Consider the following 19509-nt stretch of genomic DNA (forward strand, 5'->3'; position numbering starts at 1 on the left):
AAGCATATGAAGTCGAAGGTTCTCGTCGCCCTGGCAGCGACGCTGGCGCTCAGCGCCTGCACCACCACCAATCCCTATACCGGCCAGTCGCAGCTCTCCAACACTGCCGGGGGCGCATTGATCGGGACGGGCGGCGGCGCGATTGCCGGCGCGATCGTCGGTGCGGCCGTGGGCGGTGATCCGCGCGTCGGCGCGCTGATCGGCGCAGGCGTGGGTGGCCTGACCGGCGCAGCCATCGGCAACTACATGGATCAGCAGGAAGCCGAGCTGCGTGCCCAGCTTCAGGGCACCGGCGTTTCGGTGACCCGTGTCGGTGACCAGATCATCCTCAACATGCCGTCCAACATCACCTTCGCCACCGATCAGTCGACGGTCCAGCCGCAGTTCAACCAGACACTGGTCTCGGTCGCCCTCGTGCTCAAGAAGTTCGACAAGACCATCGTCGACGTCTACGGCCATACGGACTCGACCGGTTCGAGCGAGCACAATCTCTCGCTCAGCCAGCGCCGTGCCGTGGCCGTTGCCACTATCCTGTCGAACCAGGGCATCGATCAGCGCCGCTTCTACATCGAGGGCAAGGGCTCCTCCAGCCCGATCGCGTCCAACGCCAATGAATCGGGCCGCGCGCAGAACCGTCGCGTGGAAATCCAGCTCTCGCCCATCCGCGGCTGAGGACTGTACGCCAACGAAAAAGGCGCGCCGTGGTGGCGCGCCTTTTTTGTTCTTCGGACCCGCTATTGCGCGGGCGTTTCGACCACAGGCTCGACAACAGGGGCCGATGTCGGCGTGCCAGGCTGCATATCCGTTCCGGGAGCGCCCGAAAAAATCTGCAGCACCAGCAGGATGGCTATGATGATACCGAGGGCGCCAAGGCCGTAAAGCCACCAGTTGGTGGGGCCAGTCGCGCCGGTGGTCGGATCGTGTTCGCCTGCGACCTTGAGCCCCGAGCCATCCGGAACGTCTAGCCGGGAGCCGTTTTCGTCGACCATGTGATCGACCTTGGCCACTTGGGGTGAATGCAGTTCGCGCGGTTCGGCCATCAGAAATCTCCCTTGAGAACGGTCTGTGTACCCACGCCGCGTTCCACGCCGTCGCGGACCTCCGCGATCGCCGCGTCGATTTCTTCAGGCTCGAAGGCGACGGGATCGCCTTCCGCCTGCGCGCCGGTTGCCTCTGCCTTGAGCTGATTGAGCAGATCGAGCTTCTCGCGTGCCGTAAACAGCGTATGGTGGGCAATCTGCATGGGATTGAGCTCGTCCTTGCCGCCCATGCGCTCCTTGAGTGTATCGAAGACCATTTTTCGTCTCCTGAGAATTGGAATTGACCTCGCGGGCCTTGTGGAAGGGAATGCCCCAGGCGGGGCGTAAGTTCCTTCGCCGTCCTTCCGCCTCGCCCGCTTAACCCGGCCTTGAGGAGTTGCGCCCTACCAGTAGGATGCGGAGGATTGCGAGATGAGCCGGGTCATCGGCTACCTGATCGACGGATCGCACGAGCGCGGCTTCAAGCTCTCAGTCTGGGCCGTGGTGTTTCTGGTGCTGCTCGGCCTCTCCACCTGGCTCGTCTCCGAGCAGGTCGCATCCAGCATGCGCGCCGAAACCCAACGCAGCCTCGCCGGCTATGAACAGTTGCGGGCGAACCTGCTCTCCACCTTTACCGAAATGGACCGACGCCTCACCCAGCCGGCATGCTCGCCGGCCTATCTGCAGGAAATGCGCCGCATCGCCTTTCTGCCCGATGGCATCAACGAACTGCTCTACGCCCCGAATGGCGTCGTGCGCTGTTCGGTTAATTCCGGCGTGCTCGATGTCCCCAAGGCCCTGGGCGCGCCCGACATCGCCTCGGACAACGCCTTCGACATGGCCTTCTGGCTCGATATCGATCTCGATTTCCTCGGGCTGCCGGGACTGACCGGTACGCTTGCCCAGCGCGGCAACCTGGCGATGATCATCCCCAAGCAGCCGCTCCCCACGTCGACCCCGCGCTGGATGGACCAGGAACTGGTGTTCCGCTTCGGTGAGGATGTCTGGAAGCATCGCGAAGGCCGCTCAGGCATCTATGCCGAAGCGCTGCAGGAGGAAGGCCCGGCGCGCTTCGCCATGTTGCGGGGGGTGTTCTACCAGGTCTCCTGCGATACCGGCGGCATTCACTGCGTCGCCGGCCGCAGCACGATCGGCCAGCTTTTCAGCTTTGGCTGGCTGACTGTGGCGGTGGCCCTGCTGGTCTGCGGCCTGGTCGCGGCCTGGGTGGCGCGGCAGGTCTACAGCATCGCCCAGCGCTACTGGTCTTTCGAGGAGCGCTTCCTGCGCCACTTCGAGAAAGGTTCGGTGATTTGCGCCTACCAGCCGCTGCTGGACCTCAAAACGAACATAGCAACCGGCTGCGAGGTGCTGGCGCGCTGGAAGGATGTGGACGGCACCATCGTGCCGCCCGACCGTTTCCTGCCCATCATCGAGGCCCACGGACTGACCGAAAGGTTCACCGGCATGGTCGTCGGTCACGCCTATGCGGATTTGTCGATGCGCTTGCCCAAGGGCATCCGCCTGCAGGTCAACTTCAACATCTTCCCGCAGGATCTCGACGCCAGCCGGCTGATCCCGCTCTTTGCTCCACTGCTGAGCGAGGACTCGCCGTTCAAGGTCGTGGTGGAGATCGTGGAGACCGCCGAAATCAACCCCGAGACCGCCCAGGTCGAAATCGAGCGTCTGCGTGCCGCCGACATGCATGTCTATCTCGACGACTTCGGCGCCGGCTATTCCTCCATGCACAATCTGGCGGCGCTCTCCATCGATGGCGTCAAGCTCGACCGATCCTTCGCCATGGCCCCACATCATTCGGTGCTGTCGCGCATGCTCGACCACGCCATTGATCTGGTCCAGGCATCCGGCCGGTCACTGGTGGTGGAAGGCGTGGAAACCAAAGAGCGGCTGAACCACCTGCGCGCGTCGGGCGTCGTCGACTTCGCCCAGGGTTTCGGCATTTCGAGGCCGCTATTGATCGACGCCTACGTGGCGTATCTCGGCAAGCACGGTCCCCGCCCGTCCAGACGCCCCACTCTCGTCGCCTGATCACAAATTCGCATATCGCGAAACTTCCCGCGCCAGTCTGCGTTCACCCCGCACACCCCAACGCAAGGAGGAAAACAATGGCCTATGATGACAATCGCGTCGCCACTGCGGACGTCAAGGAAACCCATGACCTCATCGCCTCGGACAAAGTTGAAGGCACCAAGGTCTACGACCTGAGCGGCGAGCATATCGGCTCGATCGAGCGCATCCTCGTCGAAAAGCGCAGCGGCAAGGTTTCTTATGCCGTTCTGAGCTTCGGCGGCTTCCTCGGTATTGGTCACGACCACTACCCGCTGCCCTGGTCGAAACTGGAATACGACGAAAGCCTCGGCGGCTATCGCGTCGATATTTCCAAGGACCAGCTCGAAGGCGCGCCCAAATATGAGCGCGAGGACGATGCCTTCTGGACGGCCGACAATGGTCGCCGCGTCTACGATTACTACGGCGTTACGCCCTACTGGATCTGATCGGCTTCAAGCCATTTCATGACGTGATCATTTTCAAAACGACCGGTATCCCTCGGGGTGCCGGTTTTTTCGCATCACGGCCTGGGAGCGGCGCGCGTGTTGACATAGACCGCGTAAAGCGACGTCGTCGCGGTGATGAACAGCCGGTTGCCGCGCCTGCCGCCGAATGTCAGGTTGGACACTGTCTGCGGGACGCGAATCTTGCCGCAGAGCTTGCCGGTGTCGTCGAAGACGTGCACGCCATCGCCCGCCGAGCACCAGATCCAGCCATCCGCATCGACCCGGAAGCCGTCCGGTATACCAGCGTCGATGACGGCAAAGGGGCCGATCTCGCTCTCGATCATGCCTTCGGGCGTGAGGGAGAATGCCCTGATATGCCGGGCCGCGTCGGTCCGGTGGCTGGCGCCGGAATCGGCGACATAGAGGCGCCTTTCATCCGGAGAAAAGGCAAGGCCATTGGGCTGCAGGAAGTCGCCGACAACGAGAGTCACCTCGCCGCTGTCCGGATCGACCCGGTAGACGCCCTGAACCGGCTGTTCCTGCGCAGAGGCATATCCCTCATAGTCCGAAATGATCCCGTAGGAGGGATCGGTGAACCAGATCGATCCGTCGGATTTGACGATCACGTCGTTGGGCGAGTTCAGCCGCCTACCCTCGAATTGGTCGGCCAGCACGGTTGTCGAGCCATCGGTTTCGATCCGCGTCACGCTGCGCGTGCCATGCTCGCAGGAAATCAGCCGCCCCTCGCGATCCCGCGTATGGCCATTGGCAAATTGGGATGGCCTGAGAAAGGTCGAGACCGAATTGTCGGCAGGCAGATAGCGCAACACCTGCTCGTTGGGGATGTCCGAGAAATAGAGGCAATCATGATCGGCGAACCAGACCGGCCCCTCGGTCCACCGGCAGCCCCCATGCAGTTCCTCCAGCCGGGCACTGCCCAGAATCTTGTCCGCAAAGCGCGTGTCGATGATCTCGTATAGGCTATTCGTGGCCATGGCGTCCCCCCACTCGGCCAGCAAGCATTAGCGCTGCTTCCGGGGCGAGGGCAACTCTGCCGGAGGCTAGCGCACCATGTTGAGTGCTTCCTGCAGCATCTCGTCTGCCACGCTGACGATCCGCGTGCCGGCCGAATAGGCCTGCTGCGTCACGATCAGCTTGGTGAACTCGTCCGATATATCGGTATTCGAGGCCTCGAGGGCGCCACCGATGATGCCGGACCCGGAGAGATCGAGGATCGGTTCGCCCGACTCCGAAGTGGCCTCGTAGACGCCGCCGTCGAGACGCTTGAGCAGGTTGGCGCCGTTGAACTGGGCGGTCACCACCTGCGCCATCTCGATCCGCTCGCCGTTGGAATAGGTAGCGACGACGCGGCCCGCATCGGTGATCGCGACGGACAGGAACTCTCCGGCCCCATAGCCATTCTGCGTCAGCTTGGACACCGAGACGGTTCCGTTGACATCGGCAAACTGCGACATGCCGCCCTCGTGCTTGAGCGTCACCTTGCCGATGGACACCCCGCCGACGCGGAAATCGTCGATCGTCACCTCGCGCACGCCAGGGGGAACCAGCGACCCATCGGTGCCGAAAACATAGTCCTGGTCCACCCGCATCCACATCGGGCTGCCGCCGGTCGCCTTGCTGTCGGCGAGATAGTAGAGGTGCCAGGTATCGAGGCCGTCGGCTGCGCCGCTGTCGAGCTTGGCCCAGCGCATCTGCACATTCACCGGCGCGCCATTTTCGGCATAGGCCGTCACGGCGCCGCCTTCGATGCTTTCGTTGAGAAAGCGATTGCCATCGGCCGCGGTGATATAGGGCAATCCGCCCGTGGCTGCCGGATAGGTGCCTGCTATGCCCAGCTTGTTTGCAGCCGAAGCGGAGCCGGAAATGGTGACGTCGTAATAGTAGTTGCCAGGAAAGCCGATGGCGATGCCCTCGGGTCCGTAGGACACCGTCGCCGCAGCCGCCGCCCAGCCGCCGTGGGCCCGGAGGCCGGCCTGCAGGGAGGCCAGCATCTCGGCCAGCGATCCGCTGGCATTGATCTCGTGCTCCCCGGCCGCCGGCGTCTGCCGTCCATCGGTATCGAAGCTGAACGTGTGCTCCTCATCCCCGATCCGGACCACCAGTGTGTCGTTGTCGTTGACCAGGAGATCGGCATAGGTGTTGAGGGCCGTCATGGCGCTGCCGGGAATGGCCGCATGCGGACCCGGATCGAGACCCAGAATGTCGCCGGCCATGCCGCCGGCGCGCGCGCTGACAAATTGGAGCGGATCGGGATCGTTGTGACCGGAGGAGACCGTGATGCGCTCGTTGACCAGCTTCACGAACAGCGTCGCGTCGCCCGTCAGGTCGCGCAACTGCGCCTCCATGCTGGCCAGCACGGTGTCGACATCGCCCGTCGCGTCGACAACAGTGCTGCTCCCCCCGACCACCGTATCCGGCGTCCGGGCGCCCGCGGGATAGGTGATGGTCGCGCTGAACGGCCCGGCCGGAAGTGTCGCCGGAGCAATCGGCACGGCCGGTGAAACCGTCGTGCCCGCAGGTGCCGACGCGGCGAACGCGTCGGTGATCGCGGCCAGCAAACCTTCCTTGGTGGCCGGATATGCCGGCGCCGAGAAACCGATGGCGATGCCGCCGATTTCGAACGGTTCGGCGCTGCGATGGAGGCCGACGATATCGTGCTCGGAAATCGTCAGCTGGGTTTGCGCAGAGCTTCCCGAAGATTGCGGCGCACTGCTCTCGAAGTAGAGGTTCGTGCCGGTGACGGTGCTGGCAGGCGTGGCGCCAAAGGGATAGGTCAGCTCGATGAGCTGGCGGCCATTCACGGTCGCATATTCGAAAAACACCGAATAATCCGGGCCCAGAGCGGTCTCGATGGCCTGCTGCAAACCTGCCTTGGTCGGCGCGAAACCACCCGAGCTGAAGGGAATGTGGACAGAGCCGATGTAGAGGTCGTCGTTGGCGTGCAGCGAACCGAGATTGCTGTCGGCAATCGAGAAATGCACCTGCGGGGGCAACGGATCGGATCCTACGCTGGCCGAGTACTGCACCGCCGAATTGGGATTTCCGTCGGTATCGAACCAGAGATTGTAGGTCGATCCGCCGATCGTCGTCGTCAACCGGTCGCCGTCGTCGACAAGGGTCGCTGCCGCCTCGGTCCCGTTGAGCGGCGATGTGCCGAAGGCGCGCGCGGGCACCAGTGTCACGTCGGCATTGGGCAGGTCCACGCCCTCGGCCTGCGGATAGGCGGGCAGGGGTGACGGGTTGGCGTAGGTCCAGGGCTTGATCAGCTCGCTATGGGGCTGCGTAGCCTTGTAGCTCGCCGTCTTGGGCAGTTGCGGCAGGTTTGCCTGATACTCGATGATCCGCGTCGCATTGGCCGGCAGGAACGCGTTGGACAGCCGGATCACACCCGGCACCGAACCCGAGATGTTTCCGGTCTTGAGGTCGATGTCGAGGCCCTTGAGATAATAGCCAGCGCCATTGACCAGGAGGCCATCCTTGTCGATCTGGAAATCACCGCGGCGCGTATAGAAATTGGAGCCCGCGAAGACCGCATTGCCGTCCGATTGCCCGACCTTGGGCTCCACGACGAAAAAGCCGTTGGTGTTGAGCGCGATGAAGGTCTCGGTCGTGCTGGTCTGAATGTCGCCCTGAATGGTGTTCGTCGCGCGCGACTGGGCCAGCACTGCCCCGGGTACCTGCGACTTGAGCGGCGCATCGGGGATGAGGTCGACGAAGCTCGTCTCGACGCGCTTGTAGCCGGTGGTCTGGGAGTTTGCGATATTGCCCGAAATGTTTTCGAGGGCGTGCGACTGGGCCCTGAGCCCGGTCACAGCACTGGAAAGAGCCCCATAAATACCCACGCGATCCCCCGGTAAGATGACCTGGCCGGGAAAGCGCCGGCGACAATACGCAAACGCTCGTGCCCGCGAGGTCAATCGCAAGATGTGGTGATTTGCGGGGAACGCGGGCTACGAATTTGACGTATCGGCGCAACCATCCGGTGTAGCCCGGGGCAGGGAAAGGGGAAGCAGCAATCCGTGTTGCCCCGGCCCCTCGATCCGTTCGGCGCCGAGCAGCGCACAGATGCGGGCGACGATGCCGCGGCCAAAACCGGCGGCCCCCGGAGCCGCGGCGAGCTCGCTCTCGATGGTGTCGTCGACAAGAAGCGCATCCCCATCCGCGCGCAGGTCATGCCGGATGGTCACGGTCATGCCGGCCTGGCTCAACCGGATCGCATTGTCGAGGTCGTTGGACAGAGCCTGCAGCACCAGCGTTTCGTCGGTCACAAGCAGCCCATCCGAGCTCCGGACCAGCAGCGTCACGCCGCGATGTGCCGCAATCGGCGCATAGACCGCCTCGAGTTGCGCGAAGAGCCGCTCGATCCCTACCACGCCGCGATTGGGCGCGGCGGGCGCCTTGTCGAAGCGGGCATAGTTGAGGATGCCATCAAGCACGCCGCTCATCGTTCCGGCGATCCTGCGCAGTTGTCCGAGCGCCTGTTCGTCGAAACTGGCCCGCAAGGCCATGCCTTCGGCAAGCATCGCGATGGTGTGGAGCGGCTGGCGCAGGTCGTGTCCGAGGGAGCGAACCAGATGGCGCTGGAACTCGTGGGCGTCTGCCAGCTCGGCCGTCCGCGCGGTGACGGTGTCTTCAAGCTTGGCGCGTTCCGCGATCACCTCCGCGAGGGCTTCCCGCTGTTCCGAAACGGCCGCGCCGATCAGCAGGGCCGCTGCCGCGCCGATGGTCAGCAGCAGGGACAACGCGATCATTTCCCCGCCATAGGCCAGAAGATAGGCCGCCACCGGGGTTGCAAGGCTCGTGAAGAATACGCTGATCGCCGCCCCGGCAAACCCGCTCAGCACGCCAGCGACGATCGGAGGGATGAGCGTCAGGTACCACAGGCTGCCCAGATCGGGATTGAGCAGTCCCGCCTGCGAACCGATCGCCAGCGCGGCGATCACCACCAAGAGATGCAAGGGCCATCCGGAGGCCGCCGCGGGGGCCGCACGGTCACGTCCGAGCAGCCGCCGCAGCGCCGGCACCAGGATCGGTGGCAGCACGAGGGCGGCGACTGCATCGCCGATGGCCCACTGCACGACGATGCTCCAGGCCGTCTGCCAGCTCATGTTGCCGGCCCAGACATGCAGGGTCACGCCGCTGACCGCTGCCAGCGCCGCCGCGATGACGACCAGAACCACGAATGTCAGGGTCGATTTGACGGTCGGCGCCGGCCAGCGCGCTTCGGCAAGCCGCGGCAGCAGGATGGCAACGAGGCCATAGATGCCGCAGTGACGTATGGCGTGCAGCGCCTGGGTCAGCGCGCCGCCATTGCTGTCGACGAAGACCTGGCTGAATTCGGGCGATACCAGCAAGAGGTTAGCCACGAAGGGAGCGGCCTTGAGCCAGCCCGGCGCCGCAAGGAAGATCGACAGGGTAACGCCCGCCGGCAGGAACCACAGGCTCGAATAGGGCCGGAACACGTCGAGCATGGTCGCCAGCTTGTACCCGGCCAGCCACAGCGCCACGAGGGCGACGAACCGGACAGGCTTGGCTGTGAATATGGCCTTTAACATGCTGACACCACGCCGGAAATGCCCCATCGTCTAGACGCTTCCGGGGAGAGAGCGAGCCGATGATGCGCATTTTGGTGGCGGATGACCACGCCATGTTTGGCGAGGCGCTGCACTATCTGTTGAAATCCATCGATCCCGCGCTGGAGGTGAGGGCCGTCAACTCCGTCGCGGCGGCGCTGGACGCGATCGTCTCTGACGGCGCACCGGACCTGGTGCTGCTCGACTATGCCATGCCCGATCTCGACGGGCTCCAGGGCATCGATTCGATCCGCGCCGTGGATGGCACGGTGCGCATCGCCATGCTTTCGGGCAATACCGATCCCATCGTCGTGCGCTCGGCACTGGCCAAGGGCGTCCTGGGCTGGATCCCCAAATCCCTGCCACCGGCGACCCTGATCCACGCCCTGCGCCTGATGATGGCCGGCCAGCGCTTCGTCCCGCCCGAACTGCTCGAAACCGCACCGCTCATGGGCCTGTCGGAACGCGAAGGCCAGGTGGCGCTGCTGCTCGCCCAGGGCAATCCCGACAAGGTCATCGCCGAGCGCCTCGGCATCGAACCCGCGACCGCCCGCGTCCACGTCCGCCGCATCCTCAAGAAATCCGGCGCCGCCAACCGCACCCAATACGCCGCCATGGTCCGCAGCTGACGCAACGCGTTACAACGTTGATAGGCATGACCATAAGGGAAAATGGTGCTGCCGGACAGGATTGAACTGTCGGCCTCTCCCTTACCAAGGGAGTGCTCTACCACTGAGCTACGGCAGCATTTTCGCAATTGCGCGGTGATCCGGCGCGGCGACGGGGGCTCCTTTGCCATAGTGCCTCACTCGACGCAAGACCAAAAACAGCCTATCAACCGCCCCGACGGAATCGACGGGCCAGAGTATGGGCAAATCGGAGCAGAACCAGGTGCGCGAGCAAAGATTGGCCGCAAAGCTGCGTGAGAACCTGAAGCGCCGCAAGGATCAGGCAAAGGCGCGGGCACAGGGTGAAACCCCGGCGCCGGCGTCGGTAATCGACCAGGCGGCCACCGACATGGGCACGGACAAGAAACCGTAAACCATTTTCGGGCGATTCTGTTCGCACCCATTTCTAGAGAACGGCTGGTCTGGCCTACGTGGCAACGAAGACCTCGCCTACCTCCCACCAGGTAGCAGGCCCCAGGGGCCAGTTTTGAGGACTTCTTATGGATCGTATTCGTTTGGTCGGCGGCAATGAACTGCGGGGCGAAATCCCCATTTCCGGCGCAAAGAACGCCGCCTTGCCGCTGATGATCGCGTCACTGCTGACCGAGGAGCCGTTGGTCCTGACCAATGTGCCGCGTCTTGCCGACGTCAAGCAGCTCGAGCGCATCCTCGAGAATCACGGCGTCGATATCGCCGTGCATGGCCGTCGCCGCGGCGAGGACGACGTGGTCGGCCAGCGCATGACCTTTCATGCCGCCGACATCGTCGATACCACCGCGCCCTATGATCTCGTATCCAAGATGCGCGCGTCGTTCTGGGTCATCGGGCCTCTGCTCGCGCGCTGCCACGAGGCCCGCGTGTCGCTGCCCGGCGGCTGTGCCATCGGCACCCGCCCGGTCGATCTCTTCCTCTATGGCCTCAAGGCCCTGGGCGCCGAGATCGACATCGACGAGGGCTATGTCGTGGCCAGGGCCCCGGCCGGCGGTCTCGTCGGCGCCACGGTGAGCTTTCCCAAGGTCTCGGTGGGCGCAACGCACACCATCCTGATGGCGGCGACGCTCGCCAGGGGCACGACGGTCATCGAGAACGCCGCGCAGGAACCGGAAATCACCAATGTCGCCGAATGCCTCGTGGCCATGGGCGCCAGGATTTCCGGCATCGGCACGCGGACCCTCACCATCGAGGGTGTCGAGAAACTCCACGGCGCCACCGTGGAAGTGATTCCCGACCGCATCGAAACCGGCACCTTCGCCATGGCTGCGGCGATGACCGGCGGTGACGTGCTGCTCAAGGGCGCGCGCCCCGAGCATCTGCAGTCGGCGCTGGATATCCTGGCTCGCACCGGCGTGGAACTCACGGCCGAGGCCCAGGGCCTGCGGGTGCGTCGCAATGGCAACGGCATTCAGCCTGTCGACGTCGACACCGATCCTTTCCCCGGCTTTCCCACTGATCTCCAGGCCCAGTTCATGGCCCTCATGACCATGAGTTCGGGCGTCAGCCATATCCGGGAAACCATTTTCGAGAACCGCTACATGCATGTAGCCGAACTCGCCCGGTTCGGCGCCGATATCGCCGTCAACGGCCAGGTGGCGACGATCACCGGCAAGCCCCAGCTCAAGGGGGCCCAGGTCATGGCCACCGACCTGCGCGCGTCGGTATCGCTGGTCATCGCCGGCCTCGCCGCCAAGGGCGAAACCGTGGTCAACCGCATCTATCACCTCGATCGCGGCTTCGAGCGCCTCGAGGACAAGCTCAGCCGCTGCGGCGCCGAGATCGAACGGGTCGCGGGCTAGAGCGCTTGCCGAAGGCAAAATCGCCCCAGTGGGGCGATTTTCGCGCTCTAGGCCCGGAGAGCTATGCTCGCAGGGCAGGGTACCTGTAGCTTGCCGAAGGCAAAATCGCCCCAGTGGGGCGATTTTCGCGCTCCAGGCCCGAAGACTTCGATCCGTCCCGCAGGGTCAGTCGCTCCGGTGGAGCGACTGGAGGCGAGAAGGCCACGAAGCTATGCCTGAGTGGCAGCGCGCAGGGCGGGTGCCCCGCCACGCACCATCCCGGCCACGCCTTTATAGCCACCGGGGCCTTTCCCGGTGGTGTCAGGGTTTTCCATGCGCCGCATTGCCCCCGCCATCGCAAACTTGTAGATCAAAAGTGTCGTGACCAGATAGGGTCATCGCCACCCAACAGGGCCTCGCTCATGACCGATCTCAAGCTGATTGCGCTTGATACCGAAGATCTCGAAATCATCTCTGCCCATGTGCAGGATGCGATCATCCGCACCGCCGACATGGGCTATGCCAAGGCCGACAAGCGCTTTGCCCTGCTGATGAACCGCTTCGACTGGGCGGCCGACAAGCCGCGCGGCAAGGGTGTTCGCAAGCGGGCCGCGCTGCATTTCAGTGGTGTGACCCATGCCGCCTTTGCCGGCTTCGATCCGTCCGCGCCCGAAGGCGTGGTCGAGCTCCTGGCCATCGGCTTCGTCACCACCGACGCGCCCTCGGGCATCATCGAGTTGCGCTTTGCCGGCGGCGGCACGGTGCGCCTCTCGGTGGATTACATCGAAGCGCGCCTGGCTGATCTCGGCGCCGCCTGGGCTGCATCCGCCCGGCCCACACACAGTCTCGACTGAAAGTCTCCGCATGCCCCTTCGCCTCGATAGCGCCCAGGTCGATTTCGAACAGCTTTTCGCCGGCCTGCTCGGCGCCAAGCGCGAATCCAGCAAGGACGTCAACGACGCCGTCGCCGCCATCATCGCCGATGTGCGGGCGCGCGGGGACGTGGCGGTTGCCGAGCTCACCAACCGGTTCGATCGCACCAGCCTCACGCCGGACACCCTCGCCTTCGGCGCCGAAGAAATCGCTCGCGCCGCCGCTGAGGTGCCCGACCACGTGCGCGCTGCGCTGCAGACGGCGCATGATCGCATCAGGGTCCATCACGAAAAGCAGAAACCGGAAGACCATGTCTATACCGATGCGCTGGGCGTGACGCTGGGTGCCCGCTGGACCGCTGTGGATGCGGTGGGCATCTATGTGCCCGGCGGCCTCGCCTCCTATCCGTCGTCGGTGCTGATGAATGCCGTTCCCGCCCGCGTTGCCGGGGTCGGTCGCATTGCCATGGTCGTGCCGACGCCCGATGGGGCGATCAATCCGACCGTACTCGCCGCTGCCCAGATTGCCGGCATCACCGAAATCTATCGCATTGGCGGTGCGCAGGCGGTGGCCGCGCTGGCCTATGGAACGGCATCCATTCCGCGCGTCGACAAGATCACCGGCCCGGGCAATGCCTTTGTCGCGACCGCCAAGCGCCAGGTGTTCGGCCAGGTCGGCATCGACATGATCGCCGGACCGTCGGAAGTCCTGGTCATTGCCGACAGCTCGGCCAATCCATCCTGGGTCGCCGCCGATCTCATTGCCCAGGCCGAACATGGGGCAGGGGCCCAATCCATCCTCGTGACCACCGATGCGCGCCTTGCCGACGCCGTGGAGCGGGAAGTGGATCGCCAGCTCTCACTCCTGCCCAAGCAGCAGCTTGCTCGCGATGGCTGGGAGGAGCTTGGCGCCATCATTATCGTGGCTTCGCTCGACGAGGCCGCCGGCCTCGCCAATCGCATCGCTTCCGAACATGTCGAAATCGCCACCGACGCGCCCGAAGAGCTGGTGCCGAAAATCCGCCATGCCGGCGCGATTTTCCTCGGCCATCACACGCCCGAAGCCATCGGCGACTATGTCGGCGGCTCCAATCACGTGCTGCCCACCGCCCGCTCGGCCCGCTTCGCCTCGGGTCTCGGCGTGCTCGATTTCATGAAGCGTACCTCGCTGCTGGGCTGCACGCCGTCGGCGCTCTCGGCGCTGGCCGAGCCGGCCGTCACCATTGCCGGTGTCGAGGATCTCGATGGCCACGGCCGGTCCATCTCCATCCGGCTCAACCGGTGAGCATCACCATGGGCACAGCGCCGGCGGCGACCGACAGGAACAGGCTGGTCACCGTCACGCTCGATCCCAATACCATCACCTCGATCAATCCCGATGAGGTGCATGAATGGCGTATCGCCATCTTCGACCTGCTCGAGGACAACAGCTTCAAGCCTGACCGGGTGAGCGCCGAAGGGCCTTATGCCCTGCATATGTCGATCATCGGCAACTATATCCTGCTCGATGTCCGCAATCCCGAGACGTTCCAGCCCATCGCCGCGCACTACCTGTCGCTGACCCCGTTTCGCCGGCTCATCCGCGACTATTTCCGCATTCGCGACGCCTATTACGAGGCCATCCGATCGGCCCAGCCGTTCCAGATCGAGACCGTCGACATGGCGCGGCGCGGCATGCACAACGAGGCGGCCGAACTGCTGCGCACCCGCCTTACCAACAAGATCATCCTCGATCTCAATACCGCGCGGCGCCTCTTCACCCTGATCTGCGCCGTCCAGCCCTATGCCAGCCGCATCGACGAAGCGACCAGCGAGCTGCCCTCGGTCCTCTTCGTCTGCTCCATGAATTCGGTGCGCTCGCCCATTGCCGCCGCCCTGGCGCGTCAGGCCTTTCCGGGCCGCATCATCGCTCGCTCGGTGGGCGTCAACGGCGGCAAGGCCGACCAGTTCGTGCACGAGGTGATGGAGGAGGTGGGCATTGATATGAGCGTGCACACGCCCCATATCCTGGATGAACTGGTTGCCAACCACTTCGATCTCGTCATCACCCTGTCGGACGATGCACCCGGTGCCGTGGCCCGCAAAGGCCTGGAAGCCGGTGCCATCGAACATTGGACGATTGAAGATCCGTCGCTGGTGGAGGGCAATCGCACCCTCGTTCTCGACGCCTACCGGAGCTTGCGCAACGATCTGCGGCGCCGCGTTCGTGAGCGTTTGGAGCCTCTCGTTTCCGGTGGTTCACAAAACCAATGAATTGAAGTAGGTTCCGCCCGATTTTGCGGCCCCGGCCAGCCAACAATGGCGCATGGGGCCTTCTCAGGAGAAAGTATGGCCAAGGAAGAAGTGCTCGAATTTCCGGGCGTGGTCACCGAATTGCTTCCCAATGCGACCTTTCGCGTGAAGCTCGAAAACGATCATGAGATCATCGCCCACACGGCCGGTCGCATGCGCAAGAACCGCATTCGCGTTCTCGCCGGCGACAAGGTGTTGTGCGAGATGACCCCTTACGACCTCACCAAGGGTCGCATCACGTACCGCTTCAAGTGAGGCGCGACCGCCTTTCGGGGCGGGCAGAACGATCTGCTGGATCGTTTTGAGCAATGAACGCCCTGAGCCATGCGAAGGGCCCGGACTATCCAGGAGCACGATGTAAATGGCCGGCCGTCCCGACCTGATTCTGGCTTCGGCCTCGCCCCGTCGGCTGGCGCTGCTCAACCAGATCGGCATCGAGCCCGAGCATCTGGTTCCGGCGCATGTCGACGAGACTCCGGAAAAGGGTGAGTTGCCGCGCAAGCTCGCGCAGCGCCTGGCCGACCTCAAGGCCCTGACGGCGCGCCACAAGGCAGACGTCGCGGGCTTTGGCAGCAATTCGCTGGTGCTGGCGGCCGATACGGTGGTGGCGGTGGGTCGGCGCGTCCTGCCCAAGGCCGAAACCATGGAAGAGGCGTCCGATTGCCTCCGGCTGCTGTCCGGCCGCGCCCACCGGGTCTATACCGGCATGACCCTGATCACGCCCTCGGGCGCGCGCCGGCATCGCCTCGTCGAAACCCGTATTCGCTTCAAGCGCCTCTCCAACAAGGAGATGGAGGCTTACCTTGCCAGTGCCGAATGGCGCGACAAGGCCGGCGGCTACGCCATCCAGGGCATTGCCGGGTCCTTCGTGGTCAAGCTCGTCGGCTCCTATTCGGGCGTCGTCGGCCTGCCGCTCAACGAAGTTACGCAGCTTCTGGCGGGCGAGGGCTATCCCGTCCACTTCAACTGGCTCAACCAGTCGAGCCTGACGGGCGTCTGATGGCCGATACCGCGCAAAAGCCATGCCCGATCTGCGGCAAGCCTGCCGTAGAGGCGTTCAAGCCATTCTGCTCGAAGCGCTGCGCCGATGTCGACCTCAACCGTTGGCTTTCGGGCAATTACGTCATCCCGGCACGGGACGACGAGCCGCTCCCGGATCTCGACGACGAAAACTAGCGCCACACCGGCGACAGCAGCTTCAGCGCCGCACCGCAGGGTCCGGCGCGACCGTGTCGCGTGTCGCCGTACCGCCTCTCGCGGACGCAATGGCCTCTCTCGCCCGCAAATCGGCCCGACACGTGGGAATCCGGGCAGGGCCTTGCCCCCTGCCGGGGCAGTCCGCACCGCCCTCCTGCGGCAGGTCCGCCGGCGCGCGCAAGAGATTGGCAAACGCTTTATCCACACCGTCTTTTCCCGCTTGCGCGGCAAAAACCGTTCCCCTATAAGGCCCGTGGCTCGCGGCACCCGCCGCAACGGCCCGATGCCCAGATAGCTCAGTTGGTAGAGCAGCGGATTGAAAATCCGCGTGTCGCTGGTTCGATTCCGGCTCTGGGCACCACCACTTTCCCCACATCGCCGACGATACGTCCCACGTCACGCGCGTGCACATTCTGCACTCTGGCCTTCCATCATCCGCTCCATATCTTGTATGGCCTAACCGACCATTGGGAGCTGACATGACTTCGCTGACCTTCCGCCGCCCTGTCGATCTTCATGTGCATTTCCGCGACGGTGCGGTGCTGCGCGAAGTGGTGCCCTATACGGCGCGCCAGTTTGCCCGCGCCATCGTCATGCCCAATCTGGTGCCCCCGGTGACGACGGCGAAAATGGCGGCCGCCTATCGCGAGCGCATTCTCGCCGCAGTGCCCGAGGGTGTCGATTTCACGCCGATGATGACATGCTACCTGACCGATCACACCGATCCGGCCGATCTCGTGGCAGGGCATCGCGACGGTGTCTTCGCGGCCGCAAAACTGTATCCGGCGCATGCCACCACCAATTCCCAGCATGGCGTCAGCTCGGTCGATGCGCTCGACCCGGTGTTTGCCGCGATGGCCGAAGCCGGCATTCCGCTGCTCACCCATGGTGAGCTCGTCGGACCGCATGTCGATATCTTCGACCGTGAAAAGTTGTTCATCGACAAGGTGCTGATCCCTGTCCTCGACCGGCATCCCGCCCTGCGCTTGGTGATGGAACACATCACCACCCAGGAAGGCGCAGAATTCGTCGCCAGCCGCGGCAGCAACGTCGCCGCGACGATCACGCCCCAGCATCTGCTCTATAATCGCAACGCCCTGTTCGAAGGCGGCCTGCGCCCCCATCTCTATTGCCTGCCCATCCTCAAGCGTGCCCGCCACCAGGAGGCCCTGCGCAAGGCGGCGACCAGCGGCTCGCCCCACTATTTTCTGGGCACCGATACCGCCCCGCATGTGCGCCGGCTCAAGGAGGCTGATTGCGGCTGCGCCGGCGTGTTCAGTGCTCCGGTTGCCGTCGAAGCCTATCTCAGGGTGTTCGACGAAGACGGTGCGCTCGATCGTTTCGAGGTATTTGCCTCGCTCAACGGTCCGGCCTTCTACGGTTTCGCGCCTAGCGAAACGCGCGTCACCTATGCACGGGTGCCGCATGCCGTTCCCGCTACCGTCGCGGTGGAATCCGATGAGATCTTTCCGCTTTTTGGCGGGACCGATGTGGAGTGGACGGAGCAGTAAATCTCCATCATCCACTTTGCGCTTTTGAGCAAAATTGTATAGAGGAGCGTACGCTCCTTTTACATGCTCAAGTTTAGTGTAGCATCGAAAGTGGATGAGGGTCGAGAATGCTTGCCGGCGATACTGAAATATTGCTGCGCGTTCAGACGGAAGTCCTGGAGGCGGTCGCGCGTGGACGCGAACTGAGCGAAGTCGGGGCCATCCTGTGCAGCCGCGTCGAGGCGGTTGCCTCCGGGGTCCTCTGCTCCATCCTTCTTGTTGACGAGCAGGGTCAATTGCATCCGCTGGCCGCGCCCGGCCTGCCGAACGAATTCTCCACCGCAATCGAAGGCCAGTCCATCGGCCCTAAGGCGGGCTCCTGTGGAACCGCTGCATGGCGCAATGCGCCCGTGATGGTCACCGACATCGCCAATGATCCGCTCTGGGAAGACTATGCGCAGCTGGCGCTGCCGCTCGGCCTGCGCGCCTGCTGGTCGAGCCCGATCGCGGATGCCCATGGCCGGGTGGTCGCCACCTTTGCGTTCTATTACGGCGCCAATCGCGGCCCCACCGATTTCGAACGTCAGGTCGTCGAGATGTGCCTGCGGCTCCTGGCCCTCGCCATCGAGCATGAGCGCGTTCACGCGCGCAACCACCATCTGGCCTATTACGATGCGCTGACCGATCTGCCCAATCGCGCCCAGTTCAACGCGCGGCTGGCCGAGCATGTGCTCGAGGGCAAGCCATTCGGCCTGCTGCTGCTCGATATCGATCACCTCAAGCTGGTCAACGACAGCATCGGCCACGCCGCCGGCGATGCCCTGATCCGCACCATCGCGCTCCGCCTCGCCAGCTGCCGCCCGGATATCATGCCCTGTCGGCTGGGCGGCGATGAGATGGCCATGCTGGTGCGCGGCTGTCAGGATCACGCCGGGCTCGAACAGGTGGCCCAGCGTGTCCTCGCAGCGGTGTCGGGCATGGTCACGATGGGCGATCAGAGCATCGATGCGCATGTGACGCTCGGCGGCGCCGTGTTCCATGTCGATGCCGAGGATGCCGACACGCTGTGCCAGAACGCCGACTTCGCGCTCTATCAGGCCAAGCAGACCCATCGCGGCGGCTATGTCGGCTTTCGCCCCGATCTGCGCACCGCCATCGTCGAGCGGATCGCGACGGTGCGGCAGCTCGATCAGGCCATGTCCGAAGATCGCATCATCGTGCATTACCAGCCCATCGTCCGGCTGGATTCGGCCGAGATCATCGGGCTCGAGGCCCTTGCGCGCATGATCATGCCCGATGGCAGCGTTGTCTCCGCCGGTGCCTTTCATGCCGGCCTCGACGACCCGCGCATCGCCTATCAGCTGACCGGCAAGGTGCTTGAACAGGTCGCCCGCGACGTGCGCTACTGGCTCGATCAGGGCATTCCGTTCCAGCATGTCGGGGTCAATGTGACGACCGGCGATTTTGCCCGCGGTGACCTTGCCCAGCGGATCGGAACACTGTTCGCGGCGGAGAAAGTTCCGCTTCGCCACATCGTGCTGGAGGTCAATGAATCGGTCTTCATGGGCGGCTCCGATCAGTCGGTGCCGCACGCGGTTGAGGCCCTGCGCGCCCAAGGCATTCTCGTCGCACTCGACGATTTCGGCACCGGCTTTGCCTCGCTCACGCACCTTTTGAGCTTCCCGGTGGATGTCATCAAGATCGATCGCTCCTTCGTCGAAAAGCTTGGTGGCGACCAGCCCAGCGAGGTCGTCGTCCGGGCCATCCTGGAAATCGCCCAGCGCCTCGATATGCGCGTGGTTGCCGAAGGCATTGAAACCAGTGGCCAGGTGGCGGTGTTGCGTCAGTTCGGCTGCCAGATGGGACAGGGTTACCTGTTCTCGCGGCCTGTACCAGCCACCGATGTCACGCGTTTGCTTCGCCTCTTCGGCCAGAAGAACCCCGTGCCGCGGCGGAGCCGAGCCACCGGCTGATAAAAGCCTCGGGAAAAAAGAAAGGCCCGGACCTCTGGGGGAGAGGTCCGGGCCTTTGGCTCTGGCGCCGACGCTACAGGTCGCTGGGGAGGGACCGCGCCCTGCATGCCGGTTTTGCG

At 64.1% G+C, this 19509-nt stretch carries 19 protein-coding genes, 2 tRNA genes and 1 pseudogene; 16 read left to right on the forward strand and 6 right to left on the reverse strand.

What is annotated here, in order from left to right:
• Positions 1 to 6: 6 nt before the first annotated feature.
• Positions 7 to 672, forward strand: coding sequence for a YiaD family glycine zipper/OmpA-like lipoprotein (locus CCK88_RS00585; RefSeq protein WP_086468625.1), 666 nt, complete (start codon positions 7 to 9; stop codon positions 670 to 672).
• Positions 673 to 734: 62 nt separating this feature from the next.
• Here the strand turns inward: CCK88_RS00585 and CCK88_RS00590 are convergent, their stop codons facing one another.
• Complete coding sequence (locus CCK88_RS00590) at positions 735 to 1040, reverse strand: hypothetical protein (protein ID WP_086468626.1); 306 nt, start codon at positions 1038 to 1040, stop codon at positions 735 to 737.
• Entirely contained in the window at positions 1040 to 1297 is a 258-nt protein-coding gene (locus CCK88_RS00595; RefSeq protein ID WP_086468627.1) for a hypothetical protein, read from the reverse strand. The genes CCK88_RS00590 and CCK88_RS00595 overlap by 1 nt, the downstream gene beginning before the upstream one ends.
• A 154-nt stretch (positions 1298 to 1451) precedes the next feature.
• On the opposite strand from CCK88_RS00595, the gene CCK88_RS00600 reads away from it, so the two are divergent.
• Positions 1452 to 3065, forward strand: coding sequence for an EAL domain-containing protein (locus tag CCK88_RS00600; RefSeq protein ID WP_086468628.1), 1614 nt, complete (start codon positions 1452 to 1454; stop codon positions 3063 to 3065).
• A gap of 77 nt (positions 3066 to 3142) precedes the next feature.
• Positions 3143 to 3532, forward strand: coding sequence for a PRC-barrel domain-containing protein (locus CCK88_RS00605; RefSeq protein WP_086468629.1), 390 nt, complete (start codon positions 3143 to 3145; stop codon positions 3530 to 3532).
• 74 nt (positions 3533 to 3606) lie between these two features.
• Here CCK88_RS00605 and CCK88_RS00610 read toward each other — a convergent pair whose 3' ends face one another.
• From CCK88_RS00610 to CCK88_RS00620, 3 genes are all read right to left on the reverse strand, one after another.
• Complete coding sequence (locus CCK88_RS00610) at positions 3607 to 4527, reverse strand: SMP-30/gluconolactonase/LRE family protein (protein WP_086470738.1); 921 nt, start codon at positions 4525 to 4527, stop codon at positions 3607 to 3609.
• Positions 4528 to 4593: 66 nt separating this feature from the next.
• Positions 4594 to 7395 carry a flagellar hook-basal body complex protein gene (locus CCK88_RS00615; RefSeq protein ID WP_140048843.1) on the reverse strand — a complete coding sequence of 934 codons (2802 nt, stop codon included), beginning with the start codon at positions 7393 to 7395 and terminating at the stop codon, positions 4594 to 4596.
• A gap of 108 nt (positions 7396 to 7503) precedes the next feature.
• A complete protein-coding gene (locus CCK88_RS00620) occupies positions 7504 to 9108 on the reverse strand; it encodes an MASE1 domain-containing protein (protein ID WP_170926298.1) in 1605 nt (534 codons plus the stop codon).
• Positions 9109 to 9167: 59 nt separating this feature from the next.
• On the opposite strand from CCK88_RS00620, the gene CCK88_RS00625 reads away from it, so the two are divergent.
• The gene (locus tag CCK88_RS00625) at positions 9168 to 9755 is read left to right on the forward strand and encodes a response regulator (protein WP_086468632.1); all 588 of its coding nucleotides are present in this window, start codon (positions 9168 to 9170) and stop codon (positions 9753 to 9755) included.
• A gap of 43 nt (positions 9756 to 9798) precedes the next feature.
• Here the strand turns inward: CCK88_RS00625 and CCK88_RS00630 are convergent.
• Positions 9799 to 9873, reverse strand: a tRNA-Thr gene (locus tag CCK88_RS00630).
• A gap of 120 nt (positions 9874 to 9993) precedes the next feature.
• Here CCK88_RS00630 and CCK88_RS18315 point away from each other — a divergent pair.
• From CCK88_RS18315 to CCK88_RS00680, 12 genes and pseudogenes are all read left to right on the forward strand, one after another.
• A complete protein-coding gene (locus CCK88_RS18315) occupies positions 9994 to 10167 on the forward strand; it encodes a hypothetical protein (RefSeq protein WP_170926299.1) in 174 nt (57 codons plus the stop codon).
• A gap of 127 nt (positions 10168 to 10294) precedes the next feature.
• Entirely contained in the window at positions 10295 to 11587 is a 1293-nt protein-coding gene (gene murA / locus CCK88_RS00635; RefSeq protein WP_086468633.1) for a UDP-N-acetylglucosamine 1-carboxyvinyltransferase, read from the forward strand.
• A gap of 401 nt (positions 11588 to 11988) precedes the next feature.
• A complete protein-coding gene (locus tag CCK88_RS00640; protein WP_086468634.1) occupies positions 11989 to 12420 on the forward strand; it encodes a DUF2948 family protein in 432 nt (143 codons plus the stop codon).
• Positions 12421 to 12430: 10 nt separating this feature from the next.
• On the forward strand, positions 12431 to 13723 hold the full coding sequence (gene hisD, locus CCK88_RS00645; RefSeq protein ID WP_086468635.1) for a histidinol dehydrogenase: 1293 nt from the start codon (positions 12431 to 12433) through the stop codon (positions 13721 to 13723).
• 8 nt (positions 13724 to 13731) lie between these two features.
• Positions 13732 to 14214: pseudogene (locus tag CCK88_RS18865) on the forward strand (UPF0262 family protein); the annotation flags it as partial.
• A gap of 39 nt (positions 14215 to 14253) precedes the next feature.
• A complete protein-coding gene (locus CCK88_RS18870; RefSeq protein ID WP_280173820.1) occupies positions 14254 to 14691 on the forward strand; it encodes an arsenate reductase/protein-tyrosine-phosphatase family protein in 438 nt (145 codons plus the stop codon).
• 75 nt (positions 14692 to 14766) lie between these two features.
• Positions 14767 to 14985 carry a translation initiation factor IF-1 gene (gene infA / locus CCK88_RS00655; RefSeq protein ID WP_046103343.1) on the forward strand — a complete coding sequence of 73 codons (219 nt, stop codon included), beginning with the start codon at positions 14767 to 14769 and terminating at the stop codon, positions 14983 to 14985.
• A gap of 106 nt (positions 14986 to 15091) precedes the next feature.
• Positions 15092 to 15730 (forward strand): Maf-like protein, encoded by a 639-nt coding sequence (locus CCK88_RS00660; RefSeq protein ID WP_086468636.1) that lies wholly within the window; start codon positions 15092 to 15094, stop codon positions 15728 to 15730.
• Positions 15730 to 15906 carry a DNA gyrase inhibitor YacG gene (gene yacG / locus CCK88_RS00665; RefSeq protein WP_086468637.1) on the forward strand — a complete coding sequence of 59 codons (177 nt, stop codon included), beginning with the start codon at positions 15730 to 15732 and terminating at the stop codon, positions 15904 to 15906. Before CCK88_RS00660 ends, yacG begins: the two co-directional genes overlap by 1 nt.
• A 306-nt stretch (positions 15907 to 16212) precedes the next feature.
• Positions 16213 to 16288 (forward strand) — tRNA-Phe (locus CCK88_RS00670).
• Positions 16289 to 16406: 118 nt separating this feature from the next.
• A complete protein-coding gene (gene pyrC / locus CCK88_RS00675) occupies positions 16407 to 17438 on the forward strand; it encodes a dihydroorotase (RefSeq protein ID WP_086468638.1) in 1032 nt (343 codons plus the stop codon).
• A 107-nt stretch (positions 17439 to 17545) separates the two neighbouring features.
• Entirely contained in the window at positions 17546 to 19390 is a 1845-nt protein-coding gene (locus CCK88_RS00680; protein ID WP_086468639.1) for a putative bifunctional diguanylate cyclase/phosphodiesterase, read from the forward strand.
• Positions 19391 to 19509: the final 119 nt, after the last annotated feature.

It is taken from the genome of Devosia lucknowensis (assembly GCF_900177655.1).
In the GTDB taxonomy this organism is placed as follows: domain Bacteria; phylum Pseudomonadota; class Alphaproteobacteria; order Rhizobiales; family Devosiaceae; genus Devosia; species Devosia lucknowensis.

What these genes read in the sequence shown, in the direction of transcription:
- CCK88_RS00585 (WP_086468625.1), top strand. Translation starts at nt 7, where the DNA reads ATGAAGTCGAAGGTTCTCGTCGCCCTGGCAGCGACGCTGGCGCTCAGC.
- CCK88_RS00590 (WP_086468626.1), bottom strand. Translation starts at nt 1,040, where the DNA reads ATGGCCGAACCGCGCGAACTGCATTCACCCCAAGTGGCCAAGGTCGAT.
- CCK88_RS00595 (WP_086468627.1), bottom strand. Translation starts at nt 1,297, where the DNA reads ATGGTCTTCGATACACTCAAGGAGCGCATGGGCGGCAAGGACGAGCTC.
- CCK88_RS00600 (WP_086468628.1), top strand. Translation starts at nt 1,452, where the DNA reads ATGAGCCGGGTCATCGGCTACCTGATCGACGGATCGCACGAGCGCGGC.
- CCK88_RS00605 (WP_086468629.1), top strand. Translation starts at nt 3,143, where the DNA reads ATGGCCTATGATGACAATCGCGTCGCCACTGCGGACGTCAAGGAAACC.
- CCK88_RS00610 (WP_086470738.1), bottom strand. Translation starts at nt 4,527, where the DNA reads ATGGCCACGAATAGCCTATACGAGATCATCGACACGCGCTTTGCGGAC.
- CCK88_RS00620 (WP_170926298.1), bottom strand. Translation starts at nt 9,108, where the DNA reads ATGTTAAAGGCCATATTCACAGCCAAGCCTGTCCGGTTCGTCGCCCTC.
- CCK88_RS00625 (WP_086468632.1), top strand. Translation starts at nt 9,168, where the DNA reads ATGATGCGCATTTTGGTGGCGGATGACCACGCCATGTTTGGCGAGGCG.
- CCK88_RS18315 (WP_170926299.1), top strand. Translation starts at nt 9,994, where the DNA reads ATGGGCAAATCGGAGCAGAACCAGGTGCGCGAGCAAAGATTGGCCGCA.
- murA (WP_086468633.1), top strand. Translation starts at nt 10,295, where the DNA reads ATGGATCGTATTCGTTTGGTCGGCGGCAATGAACTGCGGGGCGAAATC.
- CCK88_RS00640 (WP_086468634.1), top strand. Translation starts at nt 11,989, where the DNA reads ATGACCGATCTCAAGCTGATTGCGCTTGATACCGAAGATCTCGAAATC.
- hisD (WP_086468635.1), top strand. Translation starts at nt 12,431, where the DNA reads ATGCCCCTTCGCCTCGATAGCGCCCAGGTCGATTTCGAACAGCTTTTC.
- infA (WP_046103343.1), top strand. Translation starts at nt 14,767, where the DNA reads ATGGCCAAGGAAGAAGTGCTCGAATTTCCGGGCGTGGTCACCGAATTG.
- CCK88_RS00660 (WP_086468636.1), top strand. Translation starts at nt 15,092, where the DNA reads ATGGCCGGCCGTCCCGACCTGATTCTGGCTTCGGCCTCGCCCCGTCGG.
- yacG (WP_086468637.1), top strand. Translation starts at nt 15,730, where the DNA reads ATGGCCGATACCGCGCAAAAGCCATGCCCGATCTGCGGCAAGCCTGCC.
- pyrC (WP_086468638.1), top strand. Translation starts at nt 16,407, where the DNA reads ATGACTTCGCTGACCTTCCGCCGCCCTGTCGATCTTCATGTGCATTTC.
- CCK88_RS00680 (WP_086468639.1), top strand. Translation starts at nt 17,546, where the DNA reads ATGCTTGCCGGCGATACTGAAATATTGCTGCGCGTTCAGACGGAAGTC.